The sequence below is a fragment of the Bacillus sp. BF2-3 genome, assembly GCF_008368795.1.
In the GTDB taxonomy this organism is placed as follows: domain Bacteria; phylum Bacillota; class Bacilli; order Bacillales; family Bacillaceae_G; genus Bacillus_A; species Bacillus_A cereus.
This window is the reverse complement of the sequence record NZ_QOSA01000007.1, coordinates 178,651-193,674: the sequence shown is the minus strand read 5'-3', so window position 1 is coordinate 193,674 and position 15,024 is coordinate 178,651. Positions and strand designations below refer to the sequence as shown.

Genomic DNA, 15,024 nt, shown 5'->3' with positions numbered 1-15,024 from the left:
TTGAAATCCCAATGTCAACAATATAAATCTCATAGAATATTACTATTTTAATTTATCAAAAATAGCATATATATATATCGGACACTTATACAAACCTTCACCATTTTTTAACATAGTAAAAAATGCCCTATTGTATAGGTTTATATAACAGTTTAAGGATACATAAAAAGCTTAACATATCTCTTAATCTATTCATACATACAATAGAAATTTTACCATTTTTAGTCATTTCAGTTTGTTATTTATGATTAAAATTTTCAAAAAACAATAACCGTTACATGTAAAAATATGTTATATTATAAGAGAACATATGTTCTTATTTTAAAGGAGGAATTTGTAATGATAAACGAACCCATTATCGTAAAAAAAGAAGCTTTCCAAGCAATCGGCGTTTCGATTACGACGACTAACGAAATAGAGGCATCTACTGAAGGGAAAATTCCCGAGCTCTGGAACCGATACTTTCAAGAACAAATGATGCATCACATCCCAAATCAAAAAACGAAAGAAACATTCGCATTCTACTCCAACTATGAATCAGATGAAACTGGTACATATACATTTACAATCGGTACGACCGTTTCTTCATTAGAAGACGTTCCTGAAAATATGACAACTTTAACAATACCTGCTGCTACATATGCGGTATTTACAACGAGAAAGGGACCAGTTGCTGAAGTCGTTTGCGAAGCTTGGGAATATATTTGGCAATGGTCGAAAGAAAATAAACGTGCCTTCACAACAGACTTCGAGCTTTACGACGAAAGAGCATTAGACCCAAATCATGCACAATTGGATATTTATATTGCGTTAGCCTAAAAAAAGATGCCCATTCGGCATCTTTTTTTGTCGTTAAATAGCTACTGGGCAAATTCATTATTATTGTCTACAATGAGAAAGTGCAGTATAGAAATATTAGAAACTGTATAAAGTGAAACTATAATCAGTGGGGGCATCTCCCATTAAGTATTAGCCCTCACCAATCGGGCGTTTACTTGTTTTTTAGTTTAAATTTGTCACATAGAAAGGAAGCAATATGGAGGAACTACAACAAAATAAAACTGCTTTAGAAGGAAGCGGAAAACCGTTATTAAAAAATACGAATTTCCTTTTTCTTTGGGCAGCTACTCTTTTTTCAAGCTTTGCTTTAGCCTTTTTTACTTTTTCACAAACGTGGTACATAGCAAAAACATTAAACCTTGAAGCTTCACTCGGTGTTGTTTTCGTAGCCCTTAGTGTTCCAAGGCTTATTTTTATGATTGTCGGCGGCGCTGTAGCTGATAAATTCCCGAAAAAAAATATTATGTTTTACTCCAATATCATTCGAGCGATTCTTGTCGCAACCATTCTCACATGGTTTATCGTTGGTGATGTAACGCTATATACATTTGCTTTATTCGCTTTATTCTTTGGACTTGCTGATGCTTTCTTCTGGTCAGCAGATGGATCTATCTTACCGGAATTGGTAGAAAAAAGCCGGTTAACACAAGCGAATTCACTTACACAAATGACGAACCAAGCATCGGTCATCTTAGGCCCTGTACTTGGCGGAATTCTCATTAAATTTACGAACTATGAGACAATCTTTTCCATTACGATTTTATTACTGATTGTCGCGGCCATACTCGTTCAAAAAATACAATTTACGATGCCAGAACAAAAAGATACAGATAAAGGTATGTTCACTTCCATTAAAGAAGGAATCTTATATGTAAAGGAATCGCCATTCCTTTCAACTTTCCTTATTTGTAGCGCCTTTTTAAACTTATTTTTAATCGGCCCGATGCAAGTTGGTTTCCCGCTTTTTGTTAAAAACGTGCTGCATGGTGATTCGCTCCAGTTTAGTTACTTAGAAGCATCTGTAGGCGGCGGAATGGCAATCGGTGCTGTCATTGTCGGTTTAAAAAATATTAATCGTAGACGCGGTCTATTTTGTATTATCATGATGCTATTGTCTGGTATATTCTTCTTAGCCATCAACTTTAGTACCGTACTTTGGCAAGCACTATTAGCTGGCATGTTTTACGGTATTACAATCGCAATGGCGATTGTACCGCTTATGGCAATGATTCAATCGACAGTCAAAGAAGAAATGATGGGACGCGTAATGAGTTTACTTATGCTATCATCAATGGGCTTTATCCCGCTCTCTTATGCATTCACATCCATTGCACTTGCAATAGGAATTCCAATCGTAACCGTTATGAAAAGTGGTGCAATAGCTGTTATCGTCTTCGTACTATTTGTAGCGATTCGTGTTCCAGTTGTAAGAAAGTTCGACTAGCTACTTGGAGTCATGTATTATACGCATGGCTCTTTTTTAAATGGATCAAATAACGCTATCCCCTTACTTCTTCTCACAGCTGCTCCCCATTCTAATCCAATCTCTAAAAATAAATCTCGCACTGTACTATATAAAAGTGCCTTCACATTTTTACGGATTTCCCCGTATTTATACGCCCTCACAACACTTTTCACGCGCCAAATGAAATTCCCATACACTTCTTCATCAGCTAATATTTGCTCCAGTAAAACACCTTGCTCTAGTAATCCACTCTTTTTATATGCAAGTTCCACCTTACTCCAAAATATATTAATCTTCTTCGGATTACTCGTCATCGGCAGAAGTGCGTATATAAAAGGCTTCGGTATATCATGACGGCAATACGTCTCATCAAGCTCGTACGTTATTTTTCTTTTCTCTTTTATTTGTAGAATGTTTTTAGAAAGAATTGTTTCCCTTTCGCTTTTTTGCTCCTTTCCGCTACAGCCAGCTGTATAATCCTCACTTTCACATGCGGACATTTTCATACGGTCATCCATGCGGTCAATTGCAGATATAAGAAATACATATAAGTTCGCACTATATCCGCCGCGCCTATGTCTTTCTTTTGTCGCAACACGCTTTATAATTCCTAGTTCCTCTAACTTTGCAATAGAGCGGCGTACTGTACGAATACTCTTTCCAACATTTGTAGCAATCGTCTCCATTAATGGACAAGCAACCCCCACTGTTTTCTGTTTCTCATTCACTGCATACTTTCCTAAAAAATGAATAATGGTAGCATCCGTTTTATTTAATTGAAATCGATAATGTTTCAAAACTTGTTTTTGATATGTATTAAACTCTTCTTTACTTCGAAATTCACTGTATGGTTTCATTAAATTATATAAGCTTCCCATTTATATCACCTCATTTATAAGTAAGAGGCAGGAAGAGAATTTGGCGTGGAATTTAATATTTTTTTAATGGAGATGAAAATATGATCGTAATTAGCGCTTGTTTAGGTGGTATAGCTTGTCGATATGACGGAAATGACAATCTCGTTTCAAAAATAGAGGAGCTACTACAAAAAGAAGATACAGTCCTCATTTGTCCTGAAGTATTAGGAGGACTGCCAACACCTCGTCCTTCTGCTGAAATTATTGGCGGGAATGGCGACGACGTTTTGGACGGAAAAGCGAAAGTGATGACCAAAGATGGTGAAGATGTCACAGAAGCTTTCGTAAATGGTGCTTATAAAGCATTAGAACAAATTAAAAATTTACACCCAGAATATATTATTTTAAAGGAACGTAGTCCATCTTGTGGCAGTTCTACGATTTACACTGGTGAATTTAATGGCAATAAGCAAACTGGTTACGGGGTAACTACTGCTTTATTTAAAAGACACGGATTTAAAGTCATTTCAGAAGAAGAATTTGAAAACAAAAAAAGGAATTGACCCTGTTCGTCAATTCCTTTTCTATCTGTCTTATTTCACGCCTAATTTTTCTTTCACTTTCGCTGGAAGCTCGTCTTTCTTTACTTCTTCCCAAGCTGATACACCTTTTTTATCTGAGTGATATACGCGTAGGAATGCTTCTTTACGAAGATTTTTTTGAGCTGTAAATTCTAATTCTTTCTCTTTACCGTCTTTATCAAAGCCAGTTAGCTTATACTCATAATCTTTAAATTTTTGACCATTATCAGCTTTACTATGAACTTCTTTTCCATCTACTGTAATTTGAACGTAGTACTCATCTTTACCCATACGGTTTAAATCACAACCAACTAACAAGCTTGCGAATACAACTAAAATACTAAATAGTGCAATGTATCTTTTCATTTCCTTCACCTCATATGTTTTTTCTTATATTCTTATCTTAAAGCCCAGAGCTTAAAGAAGAAATTCAAAAACATGACATGAACATTACACTTTTGTAAGATAATAATTATTTCTTCACTTTAGAAATTGTCATTCCATCACCAATTGGAACGAGTACAGATTCTAAATGCGGGTCGATTTCTATCATTTCATTAAACTTCTGTATAACGTTTTTGTTTCGCACGCTTCTCAGCTACACTACCGCCAATAACGTCTTTCACGCCAATTTCGCCACTTATCACGTAATTTCCTTATACCGTTTATTACGCCTTCTATTATACCCTCAATTATAATCTCTATTACAAGGTATCTTATTAAACTAATAATAGGTTTAATTACGTATTTCCTTATGAATTCAAGAATATCCTCCATCATATTTCCCTCCTTTTTTTCAAAAGGAAGCTGCTACTCCTCCGCGTCCTTTTACGTCCAATTACAATTGCTGCCCTACTGCGGCATATATCAACAAAACTAATACGTCAACAACATCCACAATAACGCTATTGAATTTGGAAGAAACTTCGGTAAATACTAATACTATAACATGGCTAAAAGAATTATTTTTTCATCTATATTTGGGGATGCTCCCAAAAACTTTATAAAATCAAAGACAACTTTACTACAACTCTTCCCGTAACTAATTTATTATCGTGGTAAACCGTCTTCCACTACATCCGTAACAGTTCCATTCGGTTCAAAGATTACACGTAATGATCCTTCTCCACCATAACCAGTATAGTCATATACTGAATAAGATTTATATTTCTCAATCACATGTGGCTGTCCAATTGCAGCTTTTACCTGATTCGCGGGCATACCTTTTTTGATTTTCAAATAGTGATTGTAACTTACTGCTGCCGAATTGTTATTTACATCTTTATACCACGGTACACGATCGTTTTTTTCTTCATATTCCTTTACAGGCTCTTCAATACGTTTCATAGATACCTCATTCTCATTCTCTTTATCTGTACCCTTTATAGCAGTACGTTCAATATTCACAACGTAACCATATGTATTTAATTCAACCATAATTTCATATGTACCATCCGTATCTTTTTCAGTATAAAATACGCGTTTTTCATTATTATTATAATGTTTTATATTCTCACCACCGTAGTCAATCGTATTAAGAATATCCGTATACGTCATACCTTCCTCAATCTTTTGAGATTCGTCATGAGAAATATAACGCTTCTTTGATGATGGAGCATCCTCATTTTTAATACTTTCACGTTTACTCGTGGTCATAGGTGTTTTCTTCTGATCTTTTAATACTTCTTCACCTTCGGCCTTCGCTGGTTGCTTTGCTCCTACTTTTGTTAATACGTCTGTATCGCTAGAACAAGCCCCCAAAATCGATACTGTAGTCAACGCCACCCCTACTATAAGTACTTTCTTAAATAACTTCATTCTAATCCCCCCGGTGTTTTTTAATATCTAGTAATCAACGTATTTTAATGAATACGGAACTATTCAGTTCTATACAATTTGCTATAGCCTTCTCCCTCATACACCTTTTTTATATAAAGTGAAACTTTAATCAGCCCTCACCAATCGGGCTTTTATGGGATAAATCTACCTATTAGTAATAACCGGTGAAACTACAGCTAGTCCGAACACGATCGCCAATCATCTTCGTTACAAATATTAACATTAAATACAACTAATAAATAGTATATTTCTTCTATTTTTTTACATTTCCGTTACGAAATCTTATCTTAAAACGAGCAATATGAAACTGGAATTCACAATATAAATCACATATCCTATATATAATAACATTTAAATTAAATTCCAAAGTAACTTTACATGCATTTTCTGTTTTAATGCCAAAAGAAAAGACCTTTCTAACGATTTTATTCCATCGCTAAAAAGGCCTTTTCTATTTCGTCTAAAAACTTAGCACTCTTCTGGTTTACCAGCATTCGTCGCTGTACGGAAAGATGATCCACATCCGCATGATGCGATTGCGTTTGGATTGTCGATTGTGAATCCACCGCCAAGCATAGATTGTTTATAGTCAATTTTTACTCCTTTAACAATTGGAGCACTTTCTTTATCGATAACAAATTCAACACCGAAAAACTCAAGAACTGTGTCGTCTTCTTTTGGTTCTACTTCAAATCCTAAGCCGTAAGAAAGACCGCTACATCCGCCGCCGTGTACAGCAAGGCGCACATACTTCTCTCCATCTTCAGCATCTTTTAACATATCTTTAATTTGAAAAGCTGCTTGTTCTGTTACTTTAATCATGAAATACACCTTCCTTTCTGTTCTTAGTCCATTATACATCTTTACGCTTCTATCTTGTACTCATACACTCCGCGGCAAATTACTTCCGCAGGTCCTTTCATCAACACGTTTCCTTCTTCAGTCCACGCAATCATTAAATCGCCACCAGCTAAATGAACAGTAATTTCCTTACCGCGTTCCATCTTTCCATTTAAAATAGCAGCTACAACTGCAGCGCACGCTCCTGTTCCGCAAGCTTGCGTTACACCAGATCCACGTTCCCAAACGCGGAAGTTCATCTCGTCATCATTCAAAATTTCGATAAACTCAACATTTACTCGCTCTGGAAACATTTCATGTGTCTCGAGGACTGGTCCAAGTGTTGTAAGAGGTGCTTTTTCTACATCATCAACCAAAATAACCGCATGCGGATTTCCCATTGAAACAGCTGTAAATGCATAACGATGATTATTATATAAGAAGTTTTCACGAATAAATGGCGTTTCACCTTCACCAAGCATCGGTATTTCTGCACGTGTTAGACGCGGTGCCCCCATATCAATTTTCGCTAATGTCACGACACCATCTTCTACTGTTACTTCAGCCGTTACAATACCAGCTAACGTTTCAATTGTGAAAACTGTTTCTTCTACTAGTTTATGCTCATACGCATATTTCGCTACGCAGCGCAAACCATTACCACAGCTCTTTCCTTCAGAACCATCATTATTAAACATGCGCATTTTCACCGGAGCTACGTCTGAAGGGCAAATTAAAATCATCCCGTCTGCTCCAATACCAGTATTAATATTTGAAACCTTTCCCGCCACAAGAGCTAAATCTTCTTCAGGAATTTGCTCTTCAAACATATTTACATATATATAACTATTGCCAAGACCATGCATTTTTGTAAAAGAAAATTGGCTCATTTGTATTCACTCCAAAAATAATTTGTTATTTTAAGTATAGAATGCATGCTTTTAGAACACAATATGAATGTCCCCCGTTTCTCATATTTGACAACGTTTGGCGATGAGCCACTCTTACACAATTTGTGTAAGAAAAAAGCCCTTCTAAAAAGGGCCTTTTTTTATTTATCCCACTATTTTCAATTGGGGAAGGCTAATAATCAGCATTAGCCTTCCCCACAAAATAAAGTTTTATCTAATGGAAAAGGTGCTGCTAATTCGCAACACCTTAAAACATTGGATTTTCATCCAAATACTCATATACATTATTAACAAGCTCTTCTACTGTTGCACCTTGTACAACTTCACCATTTACAAGTGCAAACGGTCCTTCAAAACAAATACCACAATACCCTAGACAACCGTACTCCATTACATCTAAATTCGGATCTTTTTCTAATTTTTCTAGAGCTGCTTGTGAACCACTTGCAAGGTTACCTACACAAAATTCAATTAATGGTTTAATCAAAATTCTCCCCCCTGTACTACAAAACAAATTACCTTTTCACTTTATCTATAAGAAGAAAACTAAGCTGTTTCTTGTTGTTTTCGTTACACAGTCTAAACTATTTAGTTACTTCATTACTTCACTTCAAAGTAGATGACTTCTTCTATATAACATGCTACTTCCAATGAAATAGTAACTACAAAGGAAAAACAGTTTATTTTACTTTTCTTCTTATTGTACAACAGAGTATTCATTCATGCATTGTTATTTGTTCACAAATTCGATATAATTTGATTGAGTAAAGTCAAAATATTTTATTAATATAAAATTTTATGATTAGGGGATATTTCAACAGAAAAGGGGTAATCCATCATGAAACACCTCGTAATACTAGGTGGCGGCTACGGTGGAATGAGAATTCTGCAAAGGCTACTTCCAAGCAACCAACTTCCAGATGATGTACAAGTGACATTAATCGACAAAGTACCATATCATTGCTTCAAAACTGAATATTATGCATTAGTTGCGGGTACTATTTCAGAAACGCATATTCGTATACCGTTTCCTGAACACCCACGCCTCAATATTCAATACGGCACAATAACAAATATTGACCTCGAAGAAAAAGCTGTTCATCTCGATGGCGGCGAAGCAATCCAATATGATGACTTAATTATCGGACTTGGCTGTGAAGATAAATATCATAACGTTCCTGGGGCTAGGGAATATACACATAGTCTACAATCAATTGAACAAACACGTAAAACCTATGAACAATTAAATAGTCTAGAACCAAATGCAACAGTAGCTGTTGTTGGTGCTGGCTTAAGTGGCGTTGAAGTAGCAAGTGAACTTCGTGAAAGCCGTTCTGATTTAAAAATCTATTTATTTGATCGAAAAGATAGAATTTTATTCCCGTATCCAGAGAAATTAAGTAGATACGTAGAAGAATGGTTTGTAAAGCATAAAGTTAACATTATACGAAACTCTAACATTACAAAAGTAGAACCAAATATTGTGTACAACCACGATGAACCACTTGAATGTGATGCAATCGTCTGGACAGCTGGTATTCAAGCAAATGAAGTTGTTCGAAACCTTCCAGTTGAACAAGATGGTAGCGGACGGGTTGTTTTAACAAAATATCACAATATTCCAAACAACGAGCACGTGTATGTTGTAGGAGATTGCGCAGCACTTCCACATGCACCATCTGCCCAACTTGCTGAAGGTCAAGGAGAACAAATTGTCCAAATATTATTAAAACGTTGGAATAATGAACCACTCCCGGATGAACTACCTGTTATTAAATTAAAAGGTGTTCTAGGATCTCTTGGTAAGAAACATGGATTCGGTTTACTCGCAAACCAACCATTAATGGGACGTGTACCGAGATTATTAAAATCTGGTCTTCTTTGGATGTACAAATATCATAAAGGTTAATACCTTACAGGCTGTCTACTATGTAGGCAGCCTCTTTGCATCAGTTTTTAAAAATTATCAGACACATCTTTCTCAATATTTATAATGATTTATTTTTCATTTTTATATTAAAAAATATTGATAAACATTGTATGCTATTTGTAAGTTGTTTTATTATTTCCTTGAAGACCGAATTCATTCGGTCTTATTTTTTATGTGATAAATACTTTTGTAGGAGGCATTACATTCCACTTATGAACTTATCGAAACTAAACAATCGAATAGAAGCGAAAAAGAAAGAGTTAATCTATCTCGTTGAACGATACGGATTCACTCATGATAAAGTGATTTCTTTCAGCCAAGAATTAGATCGTTTACTTAACTTATTAATAAAACTCAAGACGCAGAAAAAACGTTGCTCTTTATAACCGTTATCTTCTCTTTTTTGATACGATATAACTAGAATCAGAAAGGAGCGATTTATGTTTATATTAAAAAACGTTATATATAAAGATATACTACACATTCCTTATTTACAGATTCAAAAAGAAAAGATTACTTGCATTATCGGTGAAAGCGGAAGCGGAAAAAGCACGTTGCTTCGCATGTTAAACGATTTACAATCTCCAACATCCGGCACAATTAAATATAACGGAAAATTAATTTCTGATTATCATCCTATTCAATTACGTCGTGACGTAGTTATGCTTGGGCAAACTCCACCTATTTTTGATGGAACCGTTAAAGACAACTTATTAATGGGACTTCGTCTTTCTGAAAAACCATTTCCAAATGATGATGCCCTGCGGAGTGCATTACAAACCGTTAGCTTAGACAAGCAATTAGAAGATAGCGCCTCCTCACTATCTGGCGGTGAAAAACAAAGACTTGCCTTTGCACGTATCGTACTTATGGATCCGCCTGTCTATTTATTAGATGAACCTACTTCAGCATTAGACAGTGATACAGAACGCCGCGTTATGAAACAATTTACTGAACTAGCACGAAAAAAGAAAAAAACAATTATCTTCATCACACACTCACAACAACTTCCAGAAGAAATTGCAGACGACATTATTGAGATTAGTAAAGCAAACGGTGCAACTAGAAAGGAAGTGCTCTCTGTTGAAGGGCGTTATTGAACTCCAAATTTGGCAACTTGCAGCTGCCTATATTTTCATTCTTATTTTAATTGGACTTGTAAAATTAAAAGGAATACCTCGCGAAAAACAAATCGCGCTCGCAACATTCCGTATGACGATTCAGCTCGTACTTGTTGCATATGTCCTTACATACGTATTTGAAAACAGTAATCCATTTTATACAATTGCTCTCATTACTTCTATTACTACCTTTGCAATTTTTAATATTTATAAACGAGTTAACATCCCAATGTCTAAAGAATTAAAACGAGTAGCCGCCCTTTCCATGGTCGCCGGATCAATTGGGCCACTTCTACTATTTATCTTTGTTATTATCGGACATGATCCGTGGTATGCTCCGCAATATATCGTCCCTATTACAGGAATGTTAGTTGGGAATGCCATGACTGGTGTTTCTCTCGGCGCAAATACGTTCTTAAACAATATGAAATCGCAAAGAGGTCAAATTGAAGGTGCACTTATGCTCGGCGCAACACCGAAAGAAGCAGCTGCTCCGCTCATTCGAGACGCTTTTGACTCTGCTATTTTACCAACAATTAATTCTATGGTCGGAATGGGAATTATAAGCTTACCAGGCATGATGACTGGTCAAATATTATCCGGTATATCACCATTCACAGCCATTCAATATCAAATCGCCATCATACTCGGTATTTCTGGAAGTACTGCCTTTGCTGTCATTATCTTTTTACAGCTTGGATATAAAACGTTCTTTAATAAGCGATGTCAATTGAAAGAAATTGACTATGGTGCACGGTGAATCGTGCGTAGTTCACGATGAATGAAATTATATTAGCGATTTTTTCAATATATCTATCATAACTTGCAATATATCAACGATTTTTCAAATATATCTATCATAACTTGCAATATATCAACGATTTTTCAAATATATCTATCATAACTTGCAATATATCAACGATTTTTCAAATATATCTATCATAACTTGCAATATATCAACGATTTTTCAAATATATCTATCATAACTCAGAATATATCAACGATTTTGTACGAAATATCGATTTACCGACAAAAAGTGACATAATAAAAAGAGGAGGCTATTCGCCTCCTCTTCTATTTACTTACGCCTTCTTAACGAACTGTGATTTTAACTTCATAGCTCCGAAGCCGTCGATTTTGCAATCGATATCGTGATCGCCATCAACTAGACGGATACTCTTTACTTTCGTACCGATCTTCACAACTGAAGAAGTTCCTTTTACTTTTAAATCTTTAATAACAGTAACTGCATCGCCGTCTTGAAGAACGTTTCCGTTCGCATCTTTTACAACTTTCGCACCATCATTATTTTCAGCTTCTGCTTCTTGGCCCCACTCATGAGCACATTCTGGACATACGAAAAGAACGCCATCCTCATACGTATATTCTGAATTACATTTTGGACAATTTGGTAAAGTAGCCATAAATTCATTTCCTCCGTTCATTATTTATACGTAAAAATCAAAATTGATGTTTACATCTCGATAAATAAAATTTGTATAGCATTTCTTTATAGTGCCATAGTCTCACGTTATTGACAAGCCTACCTCAAATTCTCATTTTTTATTGTATTTTACAAAATTTCAATTTGTCTGCCGTTTTTCTATTTGCTCTTCTACTAATTTTAAAAATCTTCGTTGTGCATTTTTATTTTTTACAAGCAATCGAACTCTTAGCTTACTTTTTAAATATGAGCGAACTTTGTAGTTCGTAATAAATAACTTTCGATACTTTTCGTCTTCATATATGATTCGAAACCATTCATACTGCTGCAAGTAAAGTATGTTAGCATCAATCTTTTTCGTGTGTAAACCCGTACTTAAACTAATCGATCCTATTAGAGCTTCTATTAATACTGAAATCATTTCTCTCCCCCTAATAAACAAAAGAAGAACCTTCACAAGATTCTTCTTTTCAAAATGAACGAGTTCCCTCTAGAAACCCCAATTATTTTCTTCAATGTAAATTTGATATTCTTCTACTTCTTCTTCACTTAACTTCTTATTATTTTCATATACCTCTTGCCACTCGAAATAATCTTCATCGAAATAAACAGCAAATTTAATTTTCACGTTTTTCTTCTCTGTATAATCATAACCAGTAAACTCTACTACGTCATAATCTTTTTCTTTCTTCACAAACTTCCAAGTTGGATTATCATTCATAATCTCTAAAGTAACCCCTTCACCAGTTGAACGAACAACGTTTTTAATATTCGGCTCAGTTGGTAAAAGAGAAAGTCCGAGCATAGCTCCGCCAAACACAATCCCGACTATAACTTGTAAACCAATCATACCAGCAATACTCACGCCACCCTTTGATTGTAAGAAATACGCCTTCTCATGATCAGACGCATCTTCTCCCTTACGAAAAACACGAACACCATGCTTATAATATAAACGGTTTCCTTGCCATCCAGTAAATATCATCATTCCTAATTGAAGAGCTAAACTAAATGTTACATAAATCCCCTCTGGAATATCTATAAAAGGGGTTATAACTATACTAGGTATAGCCAATAACGCAAATATAATAGATAACTTATACATTTTGCGATAAGCTAACCAAAAGGTTGGAAAGAAAAAGGCTACCCAATTCCATGTATTCCCTTGCGCAGGGTTTTCTACTTTACCCCACTTAAAATCATAATAAGCTGTATTCTTTTGAACAACTTTATGTAATTCTTGTGGAGAAATCGTTTCTTGTAAAACAGTGTCCTTCACGTACATCATCCTTTTCTTATTTCTATATACATTTATTGTATATGGACAAAATGAAGGAATCTAACAAAAAGTACACATATTTCATAAAAATGAACGGAAATCGAATATATTCCGACAATTATCCGTTTCTTATTTCATTTTACTTTTAAATATATTAGAATACTTATGAATGATACGTTTAATACACTAAGTTAATCATTTTGTATATTTGATAATAAAAATGTTTCACATGAAACTATTTATATTTTGTATTACCTTGCCTCTACACAATGCGTATAAAGCCCTTTCTACTTACTACAAAATACGAAAGACGCCCTTTTCAAAAAGGCGCCTTTTTATGGTTGAAAATTCAATAATAAATAAAACGAATTATTTAATAAATGAATCCCAATTGGAGCGAGTAAATTCTTCGTTTTCTTATATGTGTATGCTAAACATATACCCATACCCAAAATATATAAAATACTACCTACTGTAAGGGGATGGCCAAAACTAAATATGAAAGCACTTATAACGGCACTAGTAAGTGTAGAGAAGCGCTGAGATAATTTCATAAAAAACATACCTCGAAATACAATTTCCTCCCAAATAGGCGCAAAAATTGTGAGCACAACTACGTATAAAATGATTTCACTTGTAGTAGGTTCTATTACTATATTAGATTCATCCACACCAAGCCCATGTGGTAAAACTAAATTTAATACCGCAAGATACATAAGCATTACAATCGTTGTCATTACTATCGTTACATAATGTTTAAAATTATTGAATTGTAATGATTTTATTAAATGTAAGCAGCAATTTCTTGCCGGTGCATACATTACGATAATCATACAAAACGTGAAAGATGGAATAAGATGATCTACATACCATGGGTATAAGGAAGAATCATATAAAAGGTTCAAAAAACCAATTCCATGCATGACCCCAAAAATAATTACTAGAATGCTAATTACTTGGCGCATACTCATTTGTTCATTCTTTTCTTCATATGTAACTAATTCTATATTCATCCTATCTCCCCAGTATAATTAAACCTTTTTAACCATTATATACCAAATAAAATATAAAAAAGACAATACCCCCCACTGTATTGTCCATTTTCTTCCCTACCATTTCTCTCTACACGTCTCAATTAAATGCAGTAAGTACCTCTTCGTCATATCTGCCCTTCTCCACCTTGAGAGCATTCTCTTTTCTTTTGGATTGTGCCGTATTCTCGCTACTTCTTTTAATAAAAGCTCCCATTCTTCCGCTGAACGTTCTGACAAGTATTGTAATCCTCTATCTTTTGAAACGATTGTTTTATGATCTAGTGTATATAAAATACGTCCCATCGTAACGACAGCTGATTCTACCCACTCTTCTATAAAAAATAAATATGGCTTCTTCGCCTTTTCACTCCAGTACTGTTCTACGTTGTATTTCATCGTATTTACTACATCATTCCATTGTATTTGCAGCGGAAGATCTTCTGCTTCTTTTCCTGTAACTGTAATGCCTTGATTTTTCAACGTCCACCATGTGACCGCATTAATGTCCCAATGACCAACATTGGCTTTACCATCTGCACAATACACGTACTCGTTCATTTCATCATTGTATTTCCCTAAGTCAGCAAGCGGAATATACATACCGTCCATTCTTTTACCTAGCGTATTGTCACTAAGTTTCTTATGTAGTTCCACAAGCTGCTGTTTTTCAGCTTCATTCACGGAATCATTTATCACTGTAACAAAATCAACATCGCTCGTTTCCTTATGAAATGCACCTAGTGCGATGGATCCGTAAATATATACCCCGACTATTTTTTCATCCAAAAAAATTTCTTTTAATTCTACTGTGTACCGCTCCATTAACTGTTGTACTTCCGTTGGTAACGCATGCTTCACTCCATTTTTCATATCTATCCCTCCA

The 15,024-nt window shown here is 35.0% G+C and carries 18 protein-coding genes and 1 pseudogene; 7 read left to right on the top strand and 12 right to left on the bottom strand.

The window, feature by feature from the left end:
• Positions 1–339: 339 nt before the first annotated feature.
• Together DN401_RS08530 and DN401_RS08525 are read left to right on the top strand one after the other, a co-directional pair.
• Positions 340–819, top strand: coding sequence for a GyrI-like domain-containing protein (locus DN401_RS08530; protein WP_000606657.1), 480 nt, complete (start codon positions 340–342; stop codon positions 817–819).
• A 217-nt stretch (positions 820–1,036) separates the two neighbouring features.
• Entirely contained in the window at positions 1,037–2,284 is a 1,248-nt protein-coding gene (locus DN401_RS08525; protein ID WP_000391944.1) for an MFS transporter, read from the top strand.
• Between the two features lie 17 nt (positions 2,285–2,301).
• Here DN401_RS08525 and DN401_RS08520 read toward each other — a convergent pair whose 3' ends face one another.
• Positions 2,302–3,183 (bottom strand): helix-turn-helix domain-containing protein, encoded by an 882-nt coding sequence (locus DN401_RS08520; RefSeq protein ID WP_000535271.1) that lies wholly within the window; start codon positions 3,181–3,183, stop codon positions 2,302–2,304.
• Between the two features lie 80 nt (positions 3,184–3,263).
• Here DN401_RS08520 and DN401_RS08515 point away from each other — a divergent pair, with 80 nt between their 5' ends.
• Positions 3,264–3,725 carry a 2-thiouracil desulfurase family protein gene (locus DN401_RS08515; protein WP_000635488.1) on the top strand — a complete coding sequence of 154 codons (462 nt, stop codon included), beginning with the start codon at positions 3,264–3,266 and terminating at the stop codon, positions 3,723–3,725.
• Between the two features lie 30 nt (positions 3,726–3,755).
• Here DN401_RS08515 and DN401_RS08510 read toward each other — a convergent pair whose 3' ends face one another.
• From DN401_RS08510 to DN401_RS08485, 6 genes and pseudogenes are all read right to left on the bottom strand, one after another.
• A complete protein-coding gene (locus tag DN401_RS08510; protein ID WP_000833148.1) occupies positions 3,756–4,109 on the bottom strand; it encodes a YxeA family protein in 354 nt (117 codons plus the stop codon).
• A gap of 106 nt (positions 4,110–4,215) precedes the next feature.
• Positions 4,216–4,390, bottom strand: a pseudogene (locus DN401_RS08505) (methyltransferase).
• Between the two features lie 403 nt (positions 4,391–4,793).
• Complete coding sequence (locus DN401_RS08500; RefSeq protein WP_000765217.1) at positions 4,794–5,561, bottom strand: hypothetical protein; 768 nt, start codon at positions 5,559–5,561, stop codon at positions 4,794–4,796.
• Between the two features lie 489 nt (positions 5,562–6,050).
• Positions 6,051–6,404: a HesB/IscA family protein gene (locus tag DN401_RS08495; protein ID WP_000598775.1), complete on the bottom strand. Its 354-nt coding sequence runs from the start codon at positions 6,402–6,404 to the stop codon at positions 6,051–6,053.
• Between the two features lie 41 nt (positions 6,405–6,445).
• Positions 6,446–7,312: a diaminopimelate epimerase gene (gene dapF, locus DN401_RS08490; protein ID WP_000077405.1), complete on the bottom strand. Its 867-nt coding sequence runs from the start codon at positions 7,310–7,312 to the stop codon at positions 6,446–6,448.
• A gap of 268 nt (positions 7,313–7,580) precedes the next feature.
• Positions 7,581–7,820 carry a YuzB family protein gene (locus DN401_RS08485; RefSeq protein ID WP_000595026.1) on the bottom strand — a complete coding sequence of 80 codons (240 nt, stop codon included), beginning with the start codon at positions 7,818–7,820 and terminating at the stop codon, positions 7,581–7,583.
• Positions 7,821–8,171: 351 nt separating this feature from the next.
• On the opposite strand from DN401_RS08485, the gene DN401_RS08480 reads away from it, so the two are divergent.
• From DN401_RS08480 to DN401_RS08465, 4 genes are all read left to right on the top strand, one after another.
• A complete protein-coding gene (locus DN401_RS08480; protein WP_000682068.1) occupies positions 8,172–9,242 on the top strand; it encodes an NAD(P)/FAD-dependent oxidoreductase in 1,071 nt (356 codons plus the stop codon).
• Between the two features lie 233 nt (positions 9,243–9,475).
• Complete coding sequence (locus DN401_RS08475) at positions 9,476–9,649, top strand: aspartyl-phosphate phosphatase Spo0E family protein (protein ID WP_001054090.1); 174 nt, start codon at positions 9,476–9,478, stop codon at positions 9,647–9,649.
• Positions 9,650–9,703: 54 nt separating this feature from the next.
• A complete protein-coding gene (locus DN401_RS08470) occupies positions 9,704–10,363 on the top strand; it encodes an ABC transporter ATP-binding protein (protein WP_100655076.1) in 660 nt (219 codons plus the stop codon).
• Positions 10,347–11,144, top strand: coding sequence for an ABC transporter permease (locus DN401_RS08465; protein WP_000679249.1), 798 nt, complete (start codon positions 10,347–10,349; stop codon positions 11,142–11,144). The genes DN401_RS08470 and DN401_RS08465 overlap by 17 nt, the downstream gene beginning before the upstream one ends.
• A gap of 322 nt (positions 11,145–11,466) precedes the next feature.
• On the opposite strand, the gene phnA is transcribed toward DN401_RS08465, so the two are convergent.
• The 5 genes from phnA to DN401_RS08435 form a co-directional block, all read right to left on the bottom strand.
• Positions 11,467–11,808 (bottom strand): alkylphosphonate utilization operon protein PhnA, encoded by a 342-nt coding sequence (phnA, locus tag DN401_RS08455; protein WP_000212737.1) that lies wholly within the window; start codon positions 11,806–11,808, stop codon positions 11,467–11,469.
• A 159-nt stretch (positions 11,809–11,967) separates the two neighbouring features.
• A complete protein-coding gene (locus DN401_RS08450) occupies positions 11,968–12,249 on the bottom strand; it encodes a hypothetical protein (protein ID WP_000626486.1) in 282 nt (93 codons plus the stop codon).
• A gap of 69 nt (positions 12,250–12,318) precedes the next feature.
• Positions 12,319–13,116, bottom strand: coding sequence for a DUF2628 domain-containing protein (locus tag DN401_RS08445; protein ID WP_127064164.1), 798 nt, complete (start codon positions 13,114–13,116; stop codon positions 12,319–12,321).
• A gap of 326 nt (positions 13,117–13,442) precedes the next feature.
• Positions 13,443–14,120: a CPBP family intramembrane glutamic endopeptidase gene (locus DN401_RS08440; protein ID WP_001019585.1), complete on the bottom strand. Its 678-nt coding sequence runs from the start codon at positions 14,118–14,120 to the stop codon at positions 13,443–13,445.
• Positions 14,121–14,216: 96 nt separating this feature from the next.
• Positions 14,217–15,011 carry a nucleotidyltransferase domain-containing protein gene (locus DN401_RS08435; RefSeq protein WP_000788485.1) on the bottom strand — a complete coding sequence of 265 codons (795 nt, stop codon included), beginning with the start codon at positions 15,009–15,011 and terminating at the stop codon, positions 14,217–14,219.
• Positions 15,012–15,024 lie beyond the last annotated feature (13 nt).

Coding starts and splice junctions, on each gene's coding strand:
- DN401_RS08530 (WP_000606657.1), top strand. CDS start 340: ATGATAAACGAACCCATTATCGTAAAAAAAGAAGCTTTCCAAGCAATC.
- DN401_RS08525 (WP_000391944.1), top strand. CDS start 1,037: ATGGAGGAACTACAACAAAATAAAACTGCTTTAGAAGGAAGCGGAAAA.
- DN401_RS08520 (WP_000535271.1), bottom strand. CDS start 3,183: ATGGGAAGCTTATATAATTTAATGAAACCATACAGTGAATTTCGAAGT.
- DN401_RS08515 (WP_000635488.1), top strand. CDS start 3,264: ATGATCGTAATTAGCGCTTGTTTAGGTGGTATAGCTTGTCGATATGAC.
- DN401_RS08510 (WP_000833148.1), bottom strand. CDS start 4,109: ATGAAAAGATACATTGCACTATTTAGTATTTTAGTTGTATTCGCAAGC.
- DN401_RS08500 (WP_000765217.1), bottom strand. CDS start 5,561: ATGAAGTTATTTAAGAAAGTACTTATAGTAGGGGTGGCGTTGACTACA.
- DN401_RS08495 (WP_000598775.1), bottom strand. CDS start 6,404: ATGATTAAAGTAACAGAACAAGCAGCTTTTCAAATTAAAGATATGTTA.
- dapF (WP_000077405.1), bottom strand. CDS start 7,312: ATGAGCCAATTTTCTTTTACAAAAATGCATGGTCTTGGCAATAGTTAT.
- DN401_RS08480 (WP_000682068.1), top strand. CDS start 8,172: ATGAAACACCTCGTAATACTAGGTGGCGGCTACGGTGGAATGAGAATT.
- DN401_RS08475 (WP_001054090.1), top strand. CDS start 9,476: ATGAACTTATCGAAACTAAACAATCGAATAGAAGCGAAAAAGAAAGAG.
- DN401_RS08470 (WP_100655076.1), top strand. CDS start 9,704: ATGTTTATATTAAAAAACGTTATATATAAAGATATACTACACATTCCT.
- phnA (WP_000212737.1), bottom strand. CDS start 11,808: ATGGCTACTTTACCAAATTGTCCAAAATGTAATTCAGAATATACGTAT.
- DN401_RS08450 (WP_000626486.1), bottom strand. CDS start 12,249: ATGATTTCAGTATTAATAGAAGCTCTAATAGGATCGATTAGTTTAAGT.
- DN401_RS08445 (WP_127064164.1), bottom strand. CDS start 13,116: ATGATGTACGTGAAGGACACTGTTTTACAAGAAACGATTTCTCCACAA.
- DN401_RS08440 (WP_001019585.1), bottom strand. CDS start 14,120: ATGAATATAGAATTAGTTACATATGAAGAAAAGAATGAACAAATGAGT.
- DN401_RS08435 (WP_000788485.1), bottom strand. CDS start 15,011: ATGAAAAATGGAGTGAAGCATGCGTTACCAACGGAAGTACAACAGTTA.